This is a genomic window from Nocardioides sp. (genome assembly GCF_016462705.1).
Lineage (GTDB): Bacteria > Actinomycetota > Actinomycetes > Propionibacteriales > Nocardioidaceae > Nocardioides.
On sequence record NZ_JAEMSS010000007.1, the window covers coordinates 1 to 17672 of the forward strand.

The 17672-nt window shown below is 71.8% G+C and carries 22 protein-coding genes and 2 pseudogenes; 14 read left to right on the plus strand and 10 right to left on the minus strand.

Annotated features, from left to right (window positions below; all coding sequences use genetic code 11):
- The 8 genes and pseudogenes from JHD21_RS01630 to JHD21_RS01665 form a co-directional block, all read left to right on the plus strand.
- A pseudogene (locus JHD21_RS01630) lies at positions 1-315 on the plus strand (IMP dehydrogenase); the annotation flags it as partial.
- Complete coding sequence (locus JHD21_RS01635; RefSeq protein WP_292671121.1) at positions 312-2009, plus strand: alkaline phosphatase D family protein; 1698 nt, start codon at positions 312-314, stop codon at positions 2007-2009. The pseudogene JHD21_RS01630 and the gene JHD21_RS01635, both read left to right, overlap by 4 nt.
- A gap of 440 nt (positions 2010-2449) precedes the next feature.
- Positions 2450-3172: pseudogene (locus JHD21_RS01640) on the plus strand (phosphatase PAP2 family protein); the annotation flags it as partial.
- Between the two features lie 40 nt (positions 3173-3212).
- On the plus strand, positions 3213-3656 hold the full coding sequence (locus tag JHD21_RS01645; protein ID WP_365695331.1) for a helix-turn-helix transcriptional regulator: 444 nt from the start codon (positions 3213-3215) through the stop codon (positions 3654-3656).
- Positions 3657-3666: 10 nt separating this feature from the next.
- On the plus strand, positions 3667-4077 hold the full coding sequence (locus tag JHD21_RS01650) for a VOC family protein (protein ID WP_292671126.1): 411 nt from the start codon (positions 3667-3669) through the stop codon (positions 4075-4077).
- Position 4078: 1 nt separating this feature from the next.
- Complete coding sequence (locus JHD21_RS01655) at positions 4079-4342, plus strand: hypothetical protein (protein WP_292671127.1); 264 nt, start codon at positions 4079-4081, stop codon at positions 4340-4342.
- Positions 4343-4428: 86 nt separating this feature from the next.
- Positions 4429-6822 (plus strand): excinuclease ABC subunit UvrA, encoded by a 2394-nt coding sequence (locus tag JHD21_RS01660; protein ID WP_292671129.1) that lies wholly within the window; start codon positions 4429-4431, stop codon positions 6820-6822.
- A gap of 10 nt (positions 6823-6832) precedes the next feature.
- On the plus strand, positions 6833-7666 hold the full coding sequence (locus JHD21_RS01665) for an alpha/beta fold hydrolase (protein WP_292671130.1): 834 nt from the start codon (positions 6833-6835) through the stop codon (positions 7664-7666).
- A 2-nt stretch (positions 7667-7668) separates the two neighbouring features.
- Here JHD21_RS01665 and JHD21_RS01670 read toward each other — a convergent pair whose 3' ends face one another.
- The 4 genes from JHD21_RS01670 to JHD21_RS01685 all read right to left on the minus strand — a co-directional run bounded on the left by JHD21_RS01670 (position 7669) and on the right by JHD21_RS01685 (position 9691).
- Complete coding sequence (locus JHD21_RS01670; RefSeq protein WP_292671132.1) at positions 7669-8121, minus strand: SRPBCC domain-containing protein; 453 nt, start codon at positions 8119-8121, stop codon at positions 7669-7671.
- 89 nt (positions 8122-8210) lie between these two features.
- Positions 8211-8579 (minus strand): helix-turn-helix transcriptional regulator, encoded by a 369-nt coding sequence (locus JHD21_RS01675; protein ID WP_292671134.1) that lies wholly within the window; start codon positions 8577-8579, stop codon positions 8211-8213.
- Positions 8576-9052, minus strand: coding sequence for an SRPBCC family protein (locus JHD21_RS01680; protein ID WP_292671136.1), 477 nt, complete (start codon positions 9050-9052; stop codon positions 8576-8578). The genes JHD21_RS01675 and JHD21_RS01680 overlap by 4 nt, the downstream gene beginning before the upstream one ends.
- 54 nt (positions 9053-9106) lie before the next feature.
- Positions 9107-9691: a TetR/AcrR family transcriptional regulator gene (locus JHD21_RS01685; protein ID WP_292671138.1), complete on the minus strand. Its 585-nt coding sequence runs from the start codon at positions 9689-9691 to the stop codon at positions 9107-9109.
- Between the two features lie 39 nt (positions 9692-9730).
- Between JHD21_RS01685 and JHD21_RS01690 the strand changes: the two genes are divergently transcribed.
- Together JHD21_RS01690 and JHD21_RS01695 are read left to right on the plus strand one after the other, a co-directional pair.
- Positions 9731-10108, plus strand: a complete 378-nt coding sequence (locus JHD21_RS01690; protein WP_292671139.1) for a nuclear transport factor 2 family protein — start codon at positions 9731-9733, stop codon at positions 10106-10108.
- A gap of 128 nt (positions 10109-10236) precedes the next feature.
- Positions 10237-10464, plus strand: a complete 228-nt coding sequence (locus JHD21_RS01695; protein WP_292671141.1) for a WhiB family transcriptional regulator — start codon at positions 10237-10239, stop codon at positions 10462-10464.
- 144 nt (positions 10465-10608) lie between these two features.
- On the opposite strand, the gene JHD21_RS01700 is transcribed toward JHD21_RS01695, so the two are convergent.
- Positions 10609-11382 (minus strand): class I SAM-dependent methyltransferase, encoded by a 774-nt coding sequence (locus JHD21_RS01700; RefSeq protein WP_292671143.1) that lies wholly within the window; start codon positions 11380-11382, stop codon positions 10609-10611.
- Between the two features lie 97 nt (positions 11383-11479).
- On the opposite strand from JHD21_RS01700, the gene JHD21_RS01705 reads away from it, so the two are divergent.
- Complete coding sequence (locus JHD21_RS01705) at positions 11480-12016, plus strand: GNAT family N-acetyltransferase (protein ID WP_292671144.1); 537 nt, start codon at positions 11480-11482, stop codon at positions 12014-12016.
- A 19-nt stretch (positions 12017-12035) separates the two neighbouring features.
- Here the strand turns inward: JHD21_RS01705 and JHD21_RS01710 are convergent, their stop codons facing one another.
- Both JHD21_RS01710 and JHD21_RS01715 read right to left on the minus strand, forming a co-directional pair.
- The gene (locus JHD21_RS01710; RefSeq protein ID WP_292671146.1) at positions 12036-12773 is read right to left on the minus strand and encodes a sortase; all 738 of its coding nucleotides are present in this window, start codon (positions 12771-12773) and stop codon (positions 12036-12038) included.
- 56 nt (positions 12774-12829) lie between these two features.
- Positions 12830-13699 carry an LLM class F420-dependent oxidoreductase gene (locus tag JHD21_RS01715; RefSeq protein WP_292671148.1) on the minus strand — a complete coding sequence of 290 codons (870 nt, stop codon included), beginning with the start codon at positions 13697-13699 and terminating at the stop codon, positions 12830-12832.
- Between the two features lie 37 nt (positions 13700-13736).
- On the opposite strand from JHD21_RS01715, the gene JHD21_RS01720 reads away from it, so the two are divergent.
- The 3 genes from JHD21_RS01720 to JHD21_RS01730 are packed head-to-tail and all read left to right on the plus strand — an operon-like array spanning position 13737 to position 16016.
- Positions 13737-14189 carry a hypothetical protein gene (locus JHD21_RS01720; RefSeq protein ID WP_292671150.1) on the plus strand — a complete coding sequence of 151 codons (453 nt, stop codon included), beginning with the start codon at positions 13737-13739 and terminating at the stop codon, positions 14187-14189.
- Positions 14190-14220: 31 nt separating this feature from the next.
- Entirely contained in the window at positions 14221-15276 is a 1056-nt protein-coding gene (locus JHD21_RS01725; protein ID WP_292671152.1) for an alanine racemase, read from the plus strand.
- Positions 15277-15299: 23 nt separating this feature from the next.
- On the plus strand, positions 15300-16016 hold the full coding sequence (locus tag JHD21_RS01730) for a peptidylprolyl isomerase (protein WP_292671154.1): 717 nt from the start codon (positions 15300-15302) through the stop codon (positions 16014-16016).
- 3 nt (positions 16017-16019) lie between these two features.
- Here the strand turns inward: JHD21_RS01730 and JHD21_RS01735 are convergent, their stop codons facing one another.
- The 3 genes from JHD21_RS01735 to JHD21_RS01745 are packed head-to-tail and all read right to left on the minus strand — an operon-like array spanning position 16020 to position 17630.
- Positions 16020-16907 (minus strand): oxidoreductase, encoded by an 888-nt coding sequence (locus JHD21_RS01735; RefSeq protein WP_292671156.1) that lies wholly within the window; start codon positions 16905-16907, stop codon positions 16020-16022.
- Positions 16907-17437 carry an OsmC family protein gene (locus JHD21_RS01740; protein ID WP_292671158.1) on the minus strand — a complete coding sequence of 177 codons (531 nt, stop codon included), beginning with the start codon at positions 17435-17437 and terminating at the stop codon, positions 16907-16909. The genes JHD21_RS01735 and JHD21_RS01740 overlap by 1 nt, the downstream gene beginning before the upstream one ends.
- Positions 17438-17486: 49 nt before the next feature.
- The gene (locus JHD21_RS01745) at positions 17487-17630 is read right to left on the minus strand and encodes a hypothetical protein (RefSeq protein WP_292671160.1); all 144 of its coding nucleotides are present in this window, start codon (positions 17628-17630) and stop codon (positions 17487-17489) included.
- Positions 17631-17672 lie beyond the last annotated feature (42 nt).

A 17672-nucleotide genomic window follows, 5' to 3' on the forward strand; every position in this document is an offset into this window, starting at 1 on the left:
GTCCTGGAGTGTGTCGGGACCGGCGACGCGATGGACCTGGCGTTCGCGGTGGCGCGCCCGGGCGCGACGGTCGGCTTCGTGGGCGTCCCCCACGGCGTCGAGCTGCCCCTCGGGCGGATGTTCTCCAAGAACGTCGGCCTCGCCGGCGGGATGGCGCCGGTGCGGCGCTACCTGCCCGACCTGCTGGAACTGGTGACGGCTGGGCGGATCGACCCCGGCAAGGTCTTCGACCTGGCGCTCCCACTGGACGACGTGGCCCAGGGCTACCGCGCGATGGACGAGCGCCGGGCCGTCAAGGTCATGCTCGAGCCGTGAGCGGTCTGCGCCTCGGCCCCCTGCTGCGCTACGTCGACGACACCTCGGCGACGGTGTGGGTCGAGACACTCGAGTGTTCGGAGGTGGAGGTCCGGGCGGGGGACCGGACGGCGCGGGCCCGCACGTTCGCCGCGCACGGCCGCCACTACGCACTGGTCCACGTCACCGGCCTGCCCACCGGGCAGGCGACGCCGTACACCGTGCTCGTGGACGACGAGCGGGTCTGGCCCTCCGACGACCCCGACCTCGCGGAGTTCCCGCCGCCCGTCATCCCGACCCTCGAGCCGGGCAAGCCGCTGCGGGTGGCCTTCGGCTCCTGCCGGGTCAGCGTGTCGCACGACGAGGAGGGCAACGCGGAGTTCGGGGTGGACGCGCTCCGTGCCTACGCGCTGCGGATGGCCGGCCTGACCGGCGAGCCGGACCGCTGGCCGGACCTCGTGGTGTTCCTCGGCGACCAGGTCTACGCCGACGACACCAGCCCACTGATGAAGGAGTTCATCGCGGCCCGGCGCGACCCGTCGAAGCCGCCGTGGACCGAGCTCAAGGACTACGAGGAGTACGCGCATCTCTACGGCCTGGCGTGGAGCGACCCGGCCAACCGCTGGCTGCTCTCCACGCTGCCGAGCGCCATGATCTTCGACGACCACGACATCCGCGACGACTGGAACACCAGCCACGACTGGCGGGTCGAGATGGAGGCCACGACCTGGTGGCACGAACGGGTCGTGGCCGGGCTCGGCTCCTACTGGGTCTACCAGCACCTCGGCAACCTCGGGCCCGAGGACCGGGCCGGCGACGCCCTGTGGCAGCGCATCGCCGGGCACGCCTCCGAGGAGGAGCTCGACATCACCGCGGATCTGGACGCACTGGCCGACCGCGCTGACCGGGAGCCGGAGTCGTACCGCTGGAGCTTCTCCCGGGACTTCGGCACCCAGGCGCGCCTGGTGGTGGTCGACTCGCGCGCAGCGCGCGTGCTGCAGCCCGATCAGCGCGCCATGCTCGACGACGCCGAGCTCGCCTGGCTGGACGAGCGGATGCAGGGGGACGTCGACCACGTGCTGGTCGGCACGTCGCTGCCGGTGCTGCTGGCGCCGGCCCTGCACCACGCCGAGGCGCTCAGCGAGGCCCTCGCACAGGGCCGGTTCGGACGGGTCGCCGCACGCTTCGGTGAGTGGGCACGGACCACCGCGGACCTCGAGCACTGGGCGGCGTTCCAACAGGGGTTCGTCGACCTCAGCCGGATGACCGTCGAGGTGGCTGCCGGGCTCCGGGGTACGGCACCCCGGTCGGTCACCTTCCTGTCCGGCGACGTCCACCACAGCTACGTCGCGGAGGCCTGGGCGGACCCCAGGGCGGGAGCTCCACTCGTCGGCCGCGTGGTGCAGGCGACCTGCTCACCGATCCGGAACCCGCTGCCGAGGTTCATGACGATGCTGCTGCGGGGCGCGGCGCGCGGCAAGGCGAGACCGACGGGCCGACTGCTGGCGGGCCGGGTGCCGCGCTCCCCACTTCGGTGGCGGCTCACCAGTGGGCCCTGGTACGACAACAACCTCGCAGTGCTCGAGCTGCTCCCGGACCGGCTGCACTTCCGCTGGTCCCGCGGGGAGATCCGCGACGGCCACACGGACCGCCCGACCCTGCACCGGGTGGCGACGGTGGACGTGCCGCTGGGGCCTGTCGCGCGAGAGGACTAGACGGCCGCAGCGAGCGTCGACTCGCCGGGCATCAGAGTGGGTCGGCAGTCGCAGCCGTCTCCGCACGAGAGGAACGTGTGGGGGGCGTGGCCGCACCGCTGGCACGGCATGTCATGCGACAGGTGATCTGCGTTCGGCTGGCTCGTCTGGACGGTGTCCCACATCTTCATCGGCCTCCCTCGTGGCCTCGAACCCCAGGTGAAGTGAACGGTTCGTACTCATGACAGTAAGGAGACCGACCGGTCGAGCACGGCAGAATCGCCGCACCCGAGGAAGGTCTGTCCGAACGTCTGTCCTTCGGATGGCCCGAAGGGGCTACCTGATACCTGGGGGCGGGCGCCACCGTCGGCCGACCCAGGGGACAACCCTGAGAGGACGTCAGGGCTGCGGGGGTGATCGCCCCGATTCACGCGGCGGGCCGCCGGTGGTCAGGTGGAGGCATGACGTTGCTGCTGCCCGCGCCGGCGGTCTCGCGGGCCCGGGAGGTGGTCGCCACCAGGAGGGCTCGGTCCCTGCGGTCGCGTCCGGCCCTGGTCTTCGCGGCTCATCAGGCGGTGCTGCTGGCGGCGGCCGTCGCGACCTACTTCGTCGTCCGGAGCCTGACGGCGGGGAGTGCGCCGGTCGCCGAGCGCAACGCCGACCTGCTGGTCGGGCTCGAACGCTCCCTGGGCGTGTTCGTGGAGCAGGACGTGCAACGGCTCGTCCTCGCGATCGACGGCGCGGTGCCGGTGCTCAACGCCATCTACATCTGGGGGCACTGGCCGGTGATCGCGGCCGTCCTCGGCTGGCTGGCCTGGCGTCGACGCGACGTCTTCCCGGTCTACCGCAACGCCCTGCTGATCTCGGGTCTCGTGGGGATGGTCATCGTGGCGACGTTCCCCGTCGCACCACCGCGGCTCATGGACCTCGGCTTCCTCGACACGGTCACCATGCACTCCGAGGCCTACCGAGTCCTCCAGCCGCCGGCGTTCACCAACCAGTACGCCGCGATGCCGAGCTTCCACGTCGGCTGGGACCTGCTCATGGGCATCGCCCTGGTCCGCGAGGGCGGCCGGGCCTGGCTGCGCGTGGTCGGGGCCGCGCTACCGCTGCTGATGCTGGTCACCGTCGTGGCGACCGGGAACCACTACCTGGTCGACGCCGTGGTCGGCGACGCCATCGTGCTGGCCTCGCTGCGGCTCGCGACGTGGCACCATCGGTCCCGTGACCGGGACCTCGTCGGAAGCCGAGCGGCTGCGCGACCTGAGTCGGCTGCGGCAGGTCAGGGACCGGATGGACCGCGAGTACTCGCAGCCGCTGGACGTCGAGGCCCTCGCCCGAGGAGTGCACATGTCGGCCGGCCATCTCAGCCGGGAGTTCAAGAAGGCGTACGGCGAGTCGCCCTACCAGTACCTGATGACGCGGCGCATCGAGCGGGCGATGACGCTGCTCCGGCGAGGTGACCTGAGCGTCACCGACGTGTGCTTCGCCGTGGGCTGCTCCTCGCTCGGCACGTTCAGCACCCGGTTCACCGAGCTCGTCGGCGTCTCGCCGAGCGCCTACCGCCGCGAGGCCGGCAGTGCCCTGGCCGGGGTCCCGTCGTGCGAGACGAAGAAGGTCACCAGACCGATCAGGAATCGAGAAGCACGGCCGTCCGTCCGCACCTAGCGTGAGCGGCATGGACATCAACATTCACACCACGTTCCTCCCGCACTCCGACAAGGACGCAGCGATCGCGTTCTACTGCGACGCGCTCGGCTTCGAGCTGCGCAACGAGGTCGGCTACAACGGCATGCACTGGCTCACCGTCGGACCGCCCGACCAGCCGTCGGTCAACCTGGTCCTGCACCCGCCGGCCGCCGACCCGGGCGTCACCGACGAGGAGCGGCGCACCATCACCGAGATGATGGCGAAGGGCACCTACGCCAGCATCATGCTGGCCACCCCGGACCTCGACTCGACGTTCGAGCAGCTGCAGGCCAAGGACGTGGAGATCGTCCAGGAGCCCATCGAGCAGGACTGGGGCATGCGCGACTGCGCCGTCCGCGACCCCTCCGGCAACATGGTCCGCATCCAGGAGGTGAAGTGACGTGGCCGCCACCGTGCACCGCAAGCCGACCAGGACCATGACCTGCGCCCAGCTCGGCGGCGCCTGCGACCTCGCCCTGCGCGGTGAGAGCGCGGACGACGTGATCAAGCAGCAGGACCGACACCTCCGCGAGGCCGTCCGGGCCGGCGACACCGCCCATGAGCCGGCGCACGAGGACATGAAGAACCGCTGGCGCCACCCCCTGAAGAACCTCGGCTGGTACCGCGACACCAAGCGGACCTTCGCCGCGCTCCCCGAGGACTGACCCGCACGCGATCGATGAACCGACGGGTCCGTCCGGGTCAGTAGGCTCGCCGACCCGGACGGACCGAGCAGGAGGCTCCCACCCACATGCCCACGAAGGACACGATGCCCCGCACTCCCACCGCCCACGCGGCCGACGGCCACGACACCATCTCCGTGCAGGGGGCGCGCGAGAACAACCTCAAGGACGTGAGCGTCGAGCTGCCGAAGCGCCGGCTGACGGCGTTCACGGGCGTGTCCGGGTCGGGGAAGAGCTCGCTGGTCTTCGACACGATCGCCGCCGAGTCGCAGCGGCTGATCAACGAGACCTACAGCGCGTTCGTGCAGGGTTTCATGCCGTCCCTGGCCCGGCCGGAGGTCGACCGGCTCGAGGGCCTCACCACGGCGATCATCGTCGACCAGGAGCGGATGGGCGCCAACCCGCGGTCCACCGTCGGCACCGCCACCGACGCCAACGCGATGCTGCGGATCCTGTACAGCCGGATCGGCACCCCGCACGTCGGCCCGCCGACGGCGTACTCGTTCAACGTGCCGACCCGCAAGGCCAGCGGCGTCATGTCGACCGAGAAGAGCGGCGGCCGGGTCGAGAAGAACGTCGTCAGCCAGGCGGTCTACCTCGGCGGCATGTGCCCGCGGTGCGAGGGCATGGGCAACGTCAGCGACATCGACCTCACCGCGCTCTACGACGAGACCAAGTCGCTGAGCGAAGGCGCGCTGACGGTCCCCGGCTACTCGATGGACGGGTGGTACGGCCGGCTCTTCGAGGGAGTCGGTCTGCCGATGGACAAGCCCATCGCGAAGTTCACCAAGAAGCAGCTCGACACGATGCTCTACGCGGAGCCGACCAAGATCAAGGTCGAGGGGATCAACCTCACCTTCGACGGCATCATCCCCAAGATCCAGAAGTCGATGCTCTCCAAGGACCCCGAGGCGATGCAGCCGCACGTCCGGCGGTTCGTCGAGCGAGCGGTGACCTTCCAGACCTGCCCGGAGTGCGGGGGCACCCGGCTGACGAAGGAGGTCCTGGCCTCGAAGATCAAGGGCAAGAACATCGCCGAGGTCTGCAGCATGCAGATCTCCGACCTCGCCGAGTGGCTGCGCGGGGTGAAGGAACCAGGCGTGGCACCGCTGCTCGCGGGTCTGCAGCACCTGCTGGACTCGTTCGAGGACATCGGTCTCGGCTACCTGTCGCTCGACCGGTCCGCGGGCACCCTGTCCGGCGGGGAGTCCCAGCGGACCAAGATGATCCGGCACCTCGGCTCGTCGCTCACCGACGTGACCTACGTCTTCGACGAGCCAACGATCGGCCTGCACCCGCACGACATCGAGCGGATGAACCAGCTGCTGCTCCAGCTGCGCGACAAGGGCAACACCGTGCTGGTCGTCGAGCACAAGCCCGAGACGATCGCGATCGCCGACCACGTCGTCGATCTCGGTCCGGGCGCCGGCACGGCCGGGGGAGAGGTGGTCTTCGAGGGCACCTACGACCAGCTCCGCAGGAGCGACACCGTCACCGGCCGGCACCTCGACGACCGCGCGTCGCTCAAGGACGAGGTCCGCTCGCCGACCGGGGCGCTGGAGGTGCGCCAGGCCTCGACGCACAACCTGCAGGACGTCGACGTCGACATCCCGCTCGGCGTGCTCTGCGTGCTCACCGGCGTGGCCGGGTCGGGGAAGAGCTCGCTGGTGCACGGCTCGGTGGCCGGGCGCGACGGCGTGGTCGTGGTCGACCAGGGAGCCATCAAGGGGTCCCGCCGCAGCAACCCGGCGACGTACACCGGCCTGCTCGAGCCGATCCGCAAGGCGTTCGCGAAGGCGACGGGGGAGAAGGCCGCCCTCTTCAGTGCGAACTCCGAGGGGGCCTGCCCCGCCTGCAACGGCGCCGGGGTCATCTTCACCGAGCTCGGGGTGATGGCCACCGTGGAGTCGACCTGCGAGGAGTGCGAGGGGAGACGGTTCCAGGCCTCGGTGCTGCAGCACCGGTTCGGCGGCAAGAACATCGCCGAGGTCCTCGAGATGCCGGTCGCCGAGGCGCTGGACTTCTTCGGCGAGGGCGAGGCGGCAACACCCGCGGCCCACAAGGTCCTCGAGCGGCTCGCGGACGTCGGTCTCGGTTATGTCACGTTGGGCCAACCGCTCACCACCCTGTCGGGAGGGGAGCGGCAGCGGCTGAAGCTGGCCGTCCAGATGGCCGAGAAGGGCGAGGTCTACGTCCTCGACGAGCCCACGAGCGGGCTCCACCTCGCCGACGTCGAGCAGCTGCTCGGACTGCTGGACCGCCTGGTCGACTCCGGGCGCTCGGTGGTCGTCATCGAGCACCACCAGGCGGTGATGGCGCACGCCGACTGGATCATCGACCTGGGTCCCGGAGCCGGTCACGACGGCGGCCGGGTGGTGTTCGAGGGCACACCAGCGGAGCTCGTCGGAGCCAAGGCCAAGACCCTCACCGGCAAGCACCTCGCCGAGTACGTCGCCGGCTGACGGTCCGGTCGTGCGCGAGGTCGCCCTCGACGGCGTCGACGGCGTCCGGGTCGTCCCGGACGACGCCTCCGGGGTCGGTGCGCTCGTCCTGGCCGGTTCGAGCGGACGGGTCGACGCCGGCCGGGCGCGGGTGCTCGCGGAGACGGGCGCACTGGCCGAGTCCATCCGCTGGTTCGGCGGGGAGGGCCAGCACGACGGACCGTGGGAGATCCCGCTCGAGCTGTTCCTCGACCGGGTGGCCGCACTGCGCCGGGACTGCGACCGCGTCATCGTCCTCGGGACGTCCTTCGGGTCCGAGGCGGCGCTCCTCACGGGCGCCGTGTCGGACCAGGTGTCCGCGGTCGTCGCCTTCGCGCCGTCAGACGTCGTGTGGGCGGGGGCCACCCGCGAAGGCCGGGTCACCTCGCACTGGACCCGGGACGGGGTCCCGCTCCCGTTCGTCCCGTTCGCGGACGACTGGCGGCCGGCGGAGGACCCACCGGCGTACGTGGACCTCTACCGGCGGTCGCGGGCGCGGTTCCCGGACTCGGTGGAGCCGGCGAGGATCCCCGTCGAGGACATCCCCTCGGTGGTGCTCGTCGCCGGAGGGGACGACCGGGTGTGGCCGGCGCTCGAGCATGCCGAACGGATCCGCCGACATCGCGCGGACCGAGGCCTCGACACCACCCTCGTCACCGACCCGGACGCGGGACACCGCACCGTCCTCCCGGGAGAGCCGGTGGTCTCCGGCGGGGCCCGGATGCGGCGCGGCGGCACCGAGGCCGCGGACCGGCGCCTCGGACGAGCCGCCTGGAAGCACGTCTCCCAGCTGTGCGGGTCGCGCCTCGCCGCCCCCGGCGGATGACCTCAGTTCCAGTTGTCGACCTTCACGTCGTGGGGCCAGGGCGCGCCCGCGCCGGTCTCGAGGGACTCCTTCAGGCTCAGCAGGAAGGTCGCCCACTTGGTGCTGCAGTGGTGCATGAACTCCACGGGCTCCTTCCAGCCGGCGTGGTGGAAGAGGACGATCGTCCACCCGGCGTCCTGGGAGAGCTCGAAGCGGACGGTCGTGCCGATCCACTCCTCGGGTCCGTGGACCACCTCCCAGAGCACGAGCTTGTCGGGCACGGCCTCCACGACGGACATGTCGAACCCGGCCGGTTCGGGTGCTCCGCCGAACCGGAACCTCACCACGCCTCCGGGGCCGGGGTCACCCGTGGTGTCCCCGGTCCACCAGGCCGCCAGCCCGTCCAGCGTGGTCAGGGCTGCGTAGACGTCGGCGGGCGGCTTCGTGACTCCGACCCGGTGCAGGATGTCGACCATGGCACTACCTCTTCCTGTGTCGGCCGGCCTCGTGGGCGCGGCTCATCGACGGCGCCACGGACGTGGCGTCGTGGGTGTGGGGGAGGACCTCAGTCCTCGGCGCTCTCCCCGGTCTGCCGCTCGGCGCGCTGGATCGCCTCGGCGATCCGCCTGATGCGCTGCAGCCGGGCGTCCCAGGCGGCTCCCACGGACGAGAGCTGGGCGACCGCCCGGGCGAGCTGGGCCTCGTCGACCTCGTAGCGGCGCTCGCGTCCGGCCGGGGTGGCGTGCACCAGGCCGGCCCGGTCCAGCACGCCGAGGTGCTTGGCCACCGCCTGCCGGGTGACCGGGAGCCGGCCGCTCAGGGTGGTCGCGGTGCCGCCGCCGTCGCCCAGCAGCAGGTCGAGCATGCGGCGCCGGGTCGGGTCTCCGACCGCCGACCAGAGGTCGTCGTCGACCGCGGTGGTCGTGGGGCTCATGGCGTGGACACCAGCCGGCCGACGTAACCGACGAGCCGGGGGAGGAAGTAGTCCCAGCCGCTCACGTGCTCGCGCAGCTGCTCCTCGAGGACCGCCGCCTCCCAGCCCTTCTCCCGGAACCCGGTCTCGCTGAGCCGCAGCAGCGTCCCGGCGCCGGAGGGCTCCAGGTCGAACGTGACGAGCAGCGACGTGCCGGGACCCGCGACGGCACCCTCGTCGGTCACCCAGCGGAACGAGAACCGCCGCGGCGGGTCGGCCTCGACCACCGTCAGCTGCTCCACGACGCTGTCCGGGGACGCCGCGTCGCCGAACCGGATCACGCCGGTGCCCCCGGGCACCGGGTCGAGCTCGGCATCGTCGGGCCACCACTCGCGGAGGTGCTCGGGCCGGCTGACGACCTGGTAGACGACGTCGGGTGTCGCCTCGATGTGGATCTCTCGTTCGATGGTGCCGGTCTCCATGACGCTCCTCATGTCGCAACCTTTGGTTGCACATAATCTAGGACAGGCCGGTCCGACGCGCAACCCCTAGTTGCGCAAGCACAGCCGCAGCGCCCCCGAGCGGAAGCCGGCGCCCGCCTCGGTGGCACTCATCCGCCCGGCTGCCACCTCGAGACCCGCAGCGTGCCCGAGCGCGATGACGGCGGCCACCAGCCAGTCGGGCGACGAGCCGTCGGGCAGCAGGTCGTCCTCACCGGCATGCGTGAGCAGGCGTCGCAACCCGCCCACGATGGGTTCGTGCTCGGCCATCACGTCGGGGTCGGTCGCACGCGAGCTGCCTGCGAACAGCGCCGGGTTGAGCAGCGCGGGATGCTGGTCGATGAGGCCCCACGCCCGCTCCAGCCAGGACCCGAGGCCGGCGACCGGATCGGTCGGCAGGTCCGCGTCGAGCGCGTCGGCCGTCCGGGCCACGAGGAACGCGACGAGCTCGTCGTACAACGCCTGCCGGGACGGGAAGTGGCTGTAGGCGGTCTGACGGCTCACACCTGCAGCCGCGGCGATCTCACCCATCGACGGGTCGGACATGCGACCGAGCAGGTCCAGCGCCGCCGCCTGGAGCCGAGCGCGGTTGGCGGTCGCGTCGCCGCGCCGCACTCGACCTTTTCCTGACATGGTTGTCAATGTTAGTCCGAGGGGCTTACCTTGACACTCATGTCAAAGATAATCAGGACCGCCGACGACCTGGCGCAATACTTGATCGACTACCCGCGGGAGATCGCCTTCGGGGACGAGCCCCCGGAGACGGTGCTCGACCGGTATCACACCCCCGACTACGTGGTGGTCAACGACGGGATCGAGCTGGATCGCCAACGGCTGTTGGACCACGTGCGACCGGCACGCAAGCGAGCCGCCGATGTCGGCGTCGAGGTGCACGACGCGCTGGTCGTCGGCGACCGGGTGGCGGCCCGGTTCGTGCTGACGGCGCAGCTGCGCAAGGGCACCGAGGTCGCGACGGAGGTGCACATGTTCGGCACCCTCGCGCCCGACGGTCGGCTACGTCGCGCCGACCAGATCACCCGGACCCTCTGAGGCACGGCTTCCGACCGGTCCGGCCACCTCAGAGCGATCGCGATCTAAGCCATTCTCCCGATGTCTCGGCCTACCTCAGATCGGCATCCTGAGGCACCTCAGGACGCCGAGCGAGGAAGTGCCAGACAGTGTTGTCGTTACCGTGCCAACGTCGGCCGGAGCTGTTCTTCGAGACCTACGGCCGCGCGCTCGACCTGGCCAAGGAGCTGTGCGCGGACTGCCCGATCCGGCGCGAGTGCCTCTCCGCGGCGCTCGAGCGTGGTGAGCCGCACGGCGTGTGGAGCGGCCAGATCCTGATCGACGGCGCGATCGTCGCCGTGAAGCGAGGCCCCGGCCGCCCGCGCCGCGCCGCTTGAAGCGCCGGCCGAGCCAAGCTCAGGAGGCAGGGCCTCAGCCCGTTCCTGTATCGCCGATAAGCGACATTATGTCAATACGTCTCCGCGAGAGGGGTCCCACCACCTGACCCGGACCGCGCTCCACTGCCCCACTGGCCGGGCCGGTCAGCGATGAGGGATCGGCCTCAGCCGGAACACCAGGATGCCGAGATACTTGTTCAGCACCGCCTGCTTGTGCGGGTGGCGTGCGGCGGCGTCATCGGTCATCCGCGGCTCGGCGGCGGCCTCGATCCACAGCCCGGCCGCGCTGAACGTGTTCAGCAGGTCCGACATCGTGTACGGGCGCTTGGTGAGTGTCACCTGCTCGTCCCAGCTGCGGTGCCGGTACGCGAACGACTCGGTCGCGAAGTACTCCTCGCCCAGCGTCGTCCCGTTCTGCTCCGCTCGCTCGATCGCGTACCGGACCGGTTGCGTCCGGGTGAGCAGGATGAAGCCGTCCTCGGTCAGCATCGCGCGCGCGGTCCTCAACGCCTCGACCCCGTCTGCGGCGTACCCGAAGGACTGCAGGAACAGGATCCGGTCGAACCTCCGGCCCGCGAGCCCGGGCACCGCAGCCAGGTCGGAGAGATCGCCCTCGAGGAGCTGGACGCCCGGTGGCGGTGCGATGAAGCTCCCGCTGATGTCCACCCCGACCGCCGGGGTCGCCCCTTCCCCGGCCAGCTGTGCGAGCTTGGCCCCGTTGCCGCAGCCGGCGTCGAGGACCGCCAGTCCGGTGACGTCCCCGAGCATGGCGCGCTGCGCAGGCCACTCGACGAGCCGGTCCAGCGAGTCCTCGCGAGTGCGCGCCCGCTCGTAGCCCGACGCGAGCGCCTGCCAGGGCCGGCTCGAGTCACCGTCGGCCAGGTCGGCCGTGTGACGTGCCGAGTGCCCCTCCACCATGACGGGATCATGCCTGACGCCCGGGCACCGCTCCCGCTGCGGACCTGGTCGGTATTGCCGCGCGTTCCATGGTTCCGGACACGTATCGTCCTGCGGCGTGACCGAGCTCCGCACTGACCGTCTGCTCCTGCGCCCGGTCCGCGAGTCCGACCTCGACCGGATGCTGGAGTACCGGAACCTGCCCGAGGTCACGCAGTGGCTGCTCCGGACCGTGGTGGATCCCGACGCGTTCCGCGAGGCGTGGCGCGCCGCCGGCGACAACCCCGACGACCACAGCGTCGCCGTGCTCCTCGACGGTGTCGTCATCGGCACCGTCTCGTTCGAGCTGACCGACGGCATGGGGCAGCCCGGGATGCCGACCCGCACCGAGGCGGGGCTCGGCTACACCTTCGACCCGGCGTACGGCGGCCACGGCTACGCCACCGAGGCGGTGCGCGCCGTGCTGGCGAGGGCGTTCGACGAGCTCGGCGTCCATCGGGTCACCGCGGGCTGCTTCGCCGACAACATCGCGTCGGTGCGGGTCCTGGAGAAGGTCGGCATGCGCCGCGAGCAGCACGGCGTCGAGGACTCCTGGCACGCCGAGCTCGGCTGGGTCGACGGCCTGACCTTTGCGATGCTCCGCAGCGACCGGTGACGACCCGGGTCGGTCCGGCTCAGCGCTGCCGGACTGCGACCAGCACCCCGATCTTGTCGATCCGGTGCTCCGGGTTGTCGAACTCGTCGGCCCAGTAGTTCCCCTCGGCGTGGTCCTCCTGCGTCGCGCAGGTCGACAGCGTGATCATCGCCTCGGTGGGTGACGCACCGGGACGACCCGGCACCGCCGCCCGCTGCGCCCGCAGCGAGGCGGGCGATCGGAACGATGTCTCGCGGGTGCCGGTGACCAGGTAGACATAACGTGTGGTGGCTCCCCCGGCCTCGCGGACGTCGACGAGCACCCGTTCGCCACGGCGTACGTCGGGGAGGAACTCGAAGGCCCGCGTGGACGACGTCCGGTGCGCGGTGACCTGGTAGTTGCCGATGCCGCCGGGCCCCACGCCGCCCCGCGGCCCGTGCGGACTGGCGGCGAGGCCCCCGTTCTGGATCTCCGTCCCGGGGGCGTCGTCGGTCCAGCCGACGTACGGCACCACGGCGACCCGCACGTCGATCGACGGGATCCGCAGGACTGCGCGGCGCGGCCGGCCGTCACCTGGCTGCGGACCCACGGGCTCCGCGACCGGTTCGACCTCGGGCGTGCCGGTCGCGGGCGGTGCGGTGCTCGGAGCCGGCAGTGGCGACGAGCCGGCGGAGCCGGTCGATCTCCTGGGCTCCGGCTCCGCCTGCGTGGCGGCGTCCCCCGCGCACGCCTGCAGGGCGAGTGCGAGGGTGAGGCCGAGGAGTGCCCGGGCAGTCATCCGACCAGCATGGCGCGCGCCCCCAATCCCGGAGCCCCGTCCAGGCGCTGCCCGGGCTAGATCGTCGCGAGCCGGGGCAGCACGCCGTCGCAGACAGTGGTGGCCCACGCGACCGGGTCGTCGGTCATGGGGACGGTGGTCACCAAGGTGATCCCGAGGGCGGCGTACTGCTCCATCTCGGCCAGGAACCCGTCCGGGTCCCCCACCGGGTCGAACACGCCGAGGATCGACTTCTCGATCCGGTCGTAGTCGGTGCCCTGGTCGTCGCAGTGGCCGCGCAGCACCTCGAGCTTGTGGGCGACCGTCTCGGGGCCCTGGGCGAACAGGTTGCAGGCATCGGCGTACTGGGCGACCATCCGCAGCGTCTTCCGCTCACCACTCCCCCCGACCAGGATCGGCGGGTGCGGACGCTGCACCGGCGGCGGCACGCAGACCGTCTCGGCCAGCCGGTAGTGCCGACCCTCGAACGCGCCGTCGTCGCCGCTCCACATCTGCCGACAGATCTGCAGGGTCTCCTCGAGCCGCTCGAACCGCTCGGCGGTCGACGGGAACGGGACGCCGAGCCCGGCGTGCTCGCGGTCGTACCACGCGGCGCCGAGCCCGAGCATCGCGCGGCCGCCCGACAGGACGTCGAGGGTGGTCACCGTCTTGGCGAGGAGGCCGGGGTACCGGTACGTCGTGCCGGTCACCAGGAGGCTCAGACGCACCCGCTCGGTGACCGCCGCGAGGTAGCCGAGCGTCGTGTAGCCCTCGAGCATCGGCTGCTCGGGCCCACCGAGGTCCTCCATCTGGAACCAGTGGTCCATCACCGTGAAGAGGGAGGCGCCACCCTGGTCGGCGACCCTGGCCGTCTCGGCCAGTCGGTCGGCCAGGCGGTCCTGCCACTGCGGGTGGGTGAAGTTCGCGTAGTGAACGCCGAGCTGCATGCATCGACACTAGGGGTGCCCTGGGTACCTGTGGCCCGTGACGGACGAGCCACTCCCCCAGCACCAGCGCCCCGACGGCGTCAGCGACGCGACGGTCGAGGCCCTCGGAAGGGTCAGCGAGGCCCTGGAGGCCGTCGAGGCCGCCCGCGGGTTCCTCTACAGCTTCCACCGACTGTCCGGGACCGCCGACCTGACCCTGGGCGAGGGCGTCGACGGGCTGCGCAAGGCCGGGCACACCCAGCTCGCGGACCGGATCGACCGGGAGCTCGTCGGCCGCAACGTCCTGCAGGGACGCTGGACGTTCCAGATCATGGAGGAGTACGACGACGGCTACTACGCCACCTTCAAGGAGCTCGAGCAGGCGGCGCGCGACGAGCTGGTCGGCGGCCGGCGCCACCTCTACGAGGCCGAGATGAAGGAGGACCGGCGTACCGCCGGCGACCCCGGTCACGAGGCGGTCCCCGACGACAGCGGACCGCAGTCCCCGTAGCCGAGCCGTAGCCGAGCCCTAGCCTGGTCCCGTGCCTGCGCCCACGCCCTACCTCCAGGTCGACCTGGCCCGGATGCGGCGCAACGTCCGGGACGCCGCCGAGCGGGCCGGTGTCGCAATGGTCGCGCTGCGGCCCCACGCCAAGACCCACAAGAGCGTGGAGATCGCCCGGCTCCAGCTCTCCTCCGGCGCCGCCGGGCTGACCGTCGCCACGATCGGCGAGGCCGAGGTCTTCGTCCGGCACGGGTGCACCGACGTGTTCATCGCCTACCCGCTGTGGCTCGACGACCGCGCCGCCGGACGGCTCCGCGACCTCTCCAACCGGGCCGCCGTCGCCTTCGGGGTCGACTCCGTCGCGGCGGCGGCGAACGCCGGGCGGCTGCTCGGCGGCACGGACGTCGAGGTCCTGGTCGAGGTGGACAGCGGGCAGCACCGCACGGGCTGCCCTCCCGACGACGCCGGCCAGGTCGCGGCGGTGGCCGCCCGCGCCGGGATGCGGGTCCGCGGTGTCTTCACCTTCCCCGGCCACGCCTACTCCCCCGGCGGCGCCGCCACCGCGGCCGAGGACGAGCGGCGCGCGCTGGCCGCGGCCCGGGACGCCGTCCAGGCCCACGGGCTGGACGTCCGGGTCGTCAGTGGTGGCTCGACACCGAGCCTGTGGGACACCGACACCCGCACCGTCACCGAGGTCCGGCCGGGGGTCTACGTGTTCGGGGACGCCCAGCAGTGGGAGCTCGGCACGATGGCGCCGGAGGACATCTCGCTGACCGCGGTCGCCACCGTGGTCAGCCACGCGGGTGGCCGAGCCGTCCTCGACGCGGGGAGCAAGGTGCTCGGTGCCGACCGCGCGCCCTACGCCACCGGCTTCGGGCGCCTGCTCGACCATCCTGACGCCAGGATCGCGGCGCTGTCCGAGCACCACGCCGTCGTCGACCTCGGCGGGGCCCCGCTCCCCCGCCTCGGCGAGACCGTCCGGGTCGTGCCCAACCACGTCTGCGCGGCGGTCAACCTCGCCGACAGCCTGTGGGTCGAGGAGCACGGCTCCCTGCGCGCCTGGCCGGCCTCGGCCCGCGGACGCAACGGGTGAGCCACACCCCTACGATTCACGGCATGCTGACGCGCTTGGCTGCCCTCGCCCTGCTGTCCGTCGTCGTGCTCGCCGGCTGTGGTGGCGACGACGGCGAGGACGACACCGCCAAGGACTCGGCGAACCCGTCGGCGCGCAGCTCGGGCACTCCCGAGGGAAGCGGCGACCCGGCCGCCGTGGCCTGCGACTACCCCGCCGACCCACCGGAGATGCCCGTCGCCCGGGAGGTCGACGCACCGCCCCAGGAGCCCACCGTCGGCGGCGAGGTGAAGGTGACGATGGTGACGAGCCTGGGCGACCTGGAGGTCACCCTCGACGCGGACGCCGCCCCGTGCACCGTCAACTCGTTCGTCTCGCTCGCCGAGCAGGGCTACTACGACGACTCGCCCTGCCACCGGCTGACCACCTTGGACGACAGCGGCATCGCGGTGCTTCAGTGCGGCGACCCCACCGGTATGGGCACGGGCGGACCCGGTTACCACTACGCCGACGAGCTCACCGGCGCCGAGACCTACGGGCCCGGCACCTTGGCGATGGCCAACCGCGGTGAGGACACCAACGGCAGCCAGTTCTTCATCGTCTACGACGACACGCCGCTGCCCCCGAGCTACACGGTCTTCGGCAGCATCGCCGACGTGGCGCCCGTGGTCGAGCTGGCCGACAAGGGGACCGTCACGCTCGACACCGGGGTCACCGCCCCGACCGAGGACGTCGACATCCAGCAGCTCGTCTGGCAGTGACGGCTACGGCTGGACGAACGGGAACGTCACTCCGCTGAGCCGCTCCGACTCGTCCCAGAGCGCCCTGGCGAGGTCCGGGTCCAGTGCCCGGTCGCTGCGGCCGACGGGAGTGGGCCACCCCACCATCTCGCGCAGCCGGTGCGGACCGAGGTAGGTGTTGCCCGGCACGTCCATCGTCGCTGCGTAGAGGGTCGGCAGCGCGCCCTGCCAGGAGGGCATGCCGATCAGCCGGTGCCCGTACTTCCCGACCAGCTGCTTGGCCCTGCTGCCCGACCCCGACGTGATGGCGGTCGAGGTCGTGCCCGGGTGGGCTCCGGTGACCCGCAACCTCGAGCCCACCGCGGTGAGACGCCGCTGGAGCTCGGCCAGGAACAGCAGGTTGGCGAGCTTGGAGGCGCCGTACGCCGCGTAGGGCACGTAGCGACGCCGCTGCCACCCGAGGTCGTCGAGGTCGAGCCGGCCGGCCCGGTGCGAGGCGGAGCCGACGACCACGACCCGGTCGGTCAGCCGCGGCAGCAGCAGGTTGGCGAGCGCGAAGTGCCCGAGGTGGTTGGTGGCGAAGTGCAGCTCCACCCCGTCGGGCGACAACCCGTACGGCAGACCGAGCACGCCGGCGTTGTTGACCAGGACGTCGACCGCATCGAGCCCGTCCGCGAACGCGCGTACCGAGGAGAGGTCCGCGACGTCGAGCTGCGCCACCTCCACCTCGCCGGTCATCTGCTCGGCGGCCGCGCGTCCCTTGGCCGGGTCGCGCACGCCCAGCACCACCCGGGCGCCGGCCCCGGCGAGGGCCTTGGCGGTCTCGAGGCCGATCCCGCTGCTGGCGCCCGTGACGACGAACGTCCGGCCGTCCTGTCGCGGGACCTCGCGCCACGCCTGGACGCGAGGCATCAGGTGGGCAGCGAGCCCACGCTCGCCTCGGTCTCGGCCCGGTCCGCGGCACCGTGCTCGGTGTGCGGGACGACCGGCCCGGCGACGTAGCTGACCGGTTCGCCCAGGGCCACCGTGCGCCCCACGGTGCACAGCCGGTCCTGGACCTGCTGCAGGGTGCGCGGCACGACCTCCCGGGCCCGGTCGCCGTCCTCCCCGTCGGGGAACCCCACGTCCAGCGTCACCGTGATGTCGACGAGGTGGCGGCCCTGCTCGTCGCGCACCTTGTGCGCCTGGGCGCGCGCGGCGAACGAGGAGAACGGAGCGCGCTTCTTGGTCACCCACTCGAGGTCGATGGCCCCGCAGCCGGCGAGGGCTGCCAGGAGGAGCTCCACGGGCGTGAAGTCGGGGTCCTCGCCCTGGCCGATCGGCAGCACGCCGCCGCGGACGTTGGTCGCCTTGTAGCGCCCCTCCCCCATGATGGTGAGGTCCACCGTCCGCAGCGTCTCGGGGCCGGTGCTGGCGTCGCTCGGAATGCCGGTGTCGGTCATGCCGCACAGCCTGCCAGAGCGGCCGACGGCCAGGCGCTGGCGCTGGTGGTCAGCGAGCCTTGCGGCGGAGCGCGCGCGCAGCGCGTCGCTGCTGGTGGCGGGCGAGCTCCACGGAACGGACCAGAGCGTGGTCCTGATCCGTGTGAACTCGTCCCTCGACGATCCCGCGGGCCAGGTACAGCTGCGTGGTCATTGGAGACTCATCCCTTCGACTCCCTCGGGAGCCATGATTCGG

What these genes read in the sequence shown, in the direction of transcription:
- JHD21_RS01680 (WP_292671136.1), bottom strand. Translation starts at nt 9,052, where the DNA reads ATGAGGAGCGTCATGGAGACCGGCACCATCGAACGAGAGATCCACATC.
- JHD21_RS01675 (WP_292671134.1), bottom strand. Translation starts at nt 8,579, where the DNA reads ATGAGCCCCACGACCACCGCGGTCGACGACGACCTCTGGTCGGCGGTC.
- JHD21_RS01685 (WP_292671138.1), bottom strand. Translation starts at nt 9,691, where the DNA reads ATGTCAGGAAAAGGTCGAGTGCGGCGCGGCGACGCGACCGCCAACCGC.
- JHD21_RS01700 (WP_292671143.1), bottom strand. Translation starts at nt 11,382, where the DNA reads ATGGTGGAGGGGCACTCGGCACGTCACACGGCCGACCTGGCCGACGGT.
- JHD21_RS01650 (WP_292671126.1), top strand. Translation starts at nt 3,667, where the DNA reads ATGGACATCAACATTCACACCACGTTCCTCCCGCACTCCGACAAGGAC.
- JHD21_RS01660 (WP_292671129.1), top strand. Translation starts at nt 4,429, where the DNA reads ATGCCCACGAAGGACACGATGCCCCGCACTCCCACCGCCCACGCGGCC.
- JHD21_RS01745 (WP_292671160.1), bottom strand. Translation starts at nt 17,630, where the DNA reads ATGACCACGCAGCTGTACCTGGCCCGCGGGATCGTCGAGGGACGAGTT.
- JHD21_RS01670 (WP_292671132.1), bottom strand. Translation starts at nt 8,121, where the DNA reads ATGGTCGACATCCTGCACCGGGTCGGAGTCACGAAGCCGCCCGCCGAC.
- JHD21_RS01740 (WP_292671158.1), bottom strand. Translation starts at nt 17,437, where the DNA reads ATGACCGACACCGGCATTCCGAGCGACGCCAGCACCGGCCCCGAGACG.
- JHD21_RS01730 (WP_292671154.1), top strand. Translation starts at nt 15,300, where the DNA reads ATGCTGACGCGCTTGGCTGCCCTCGCCCTGCTGTCCGTCGTCGTGCTC.
- JHD21_RS01710 (WP_292671146.1), bottom strand. Translation starts at nt 12,773, where the DNA reads ATGACTGCCCGGGCACTCCTCGGCCTCACCCTCGCACTCGCCCTGCAG.
- JHD21_RS01715 (WP_292671148.1), bottom strand. Translation starts at nt 13,699, where the DNA reads ATGCAGCTCGGCGTTCACTACGCGAACTTCACCCACCCGCAGTGGCAG.
- JHD21_RS01735 (WP_292671156.1), bottom strand. Translation starts at nt 16,907, where the DNA reads ATGCCTCGCGTCCAGGCGTGGCGCGAGGTCCCGCGACAGGACGGCCGG.
- JHD21_RS01690 (WP_292671139.1), top strand. Translation starts at nt 9,731, where the DNA reads ATGTCAAAGATAATCAGGACCGCCGACGACCTGGCGCAATACTTGATC.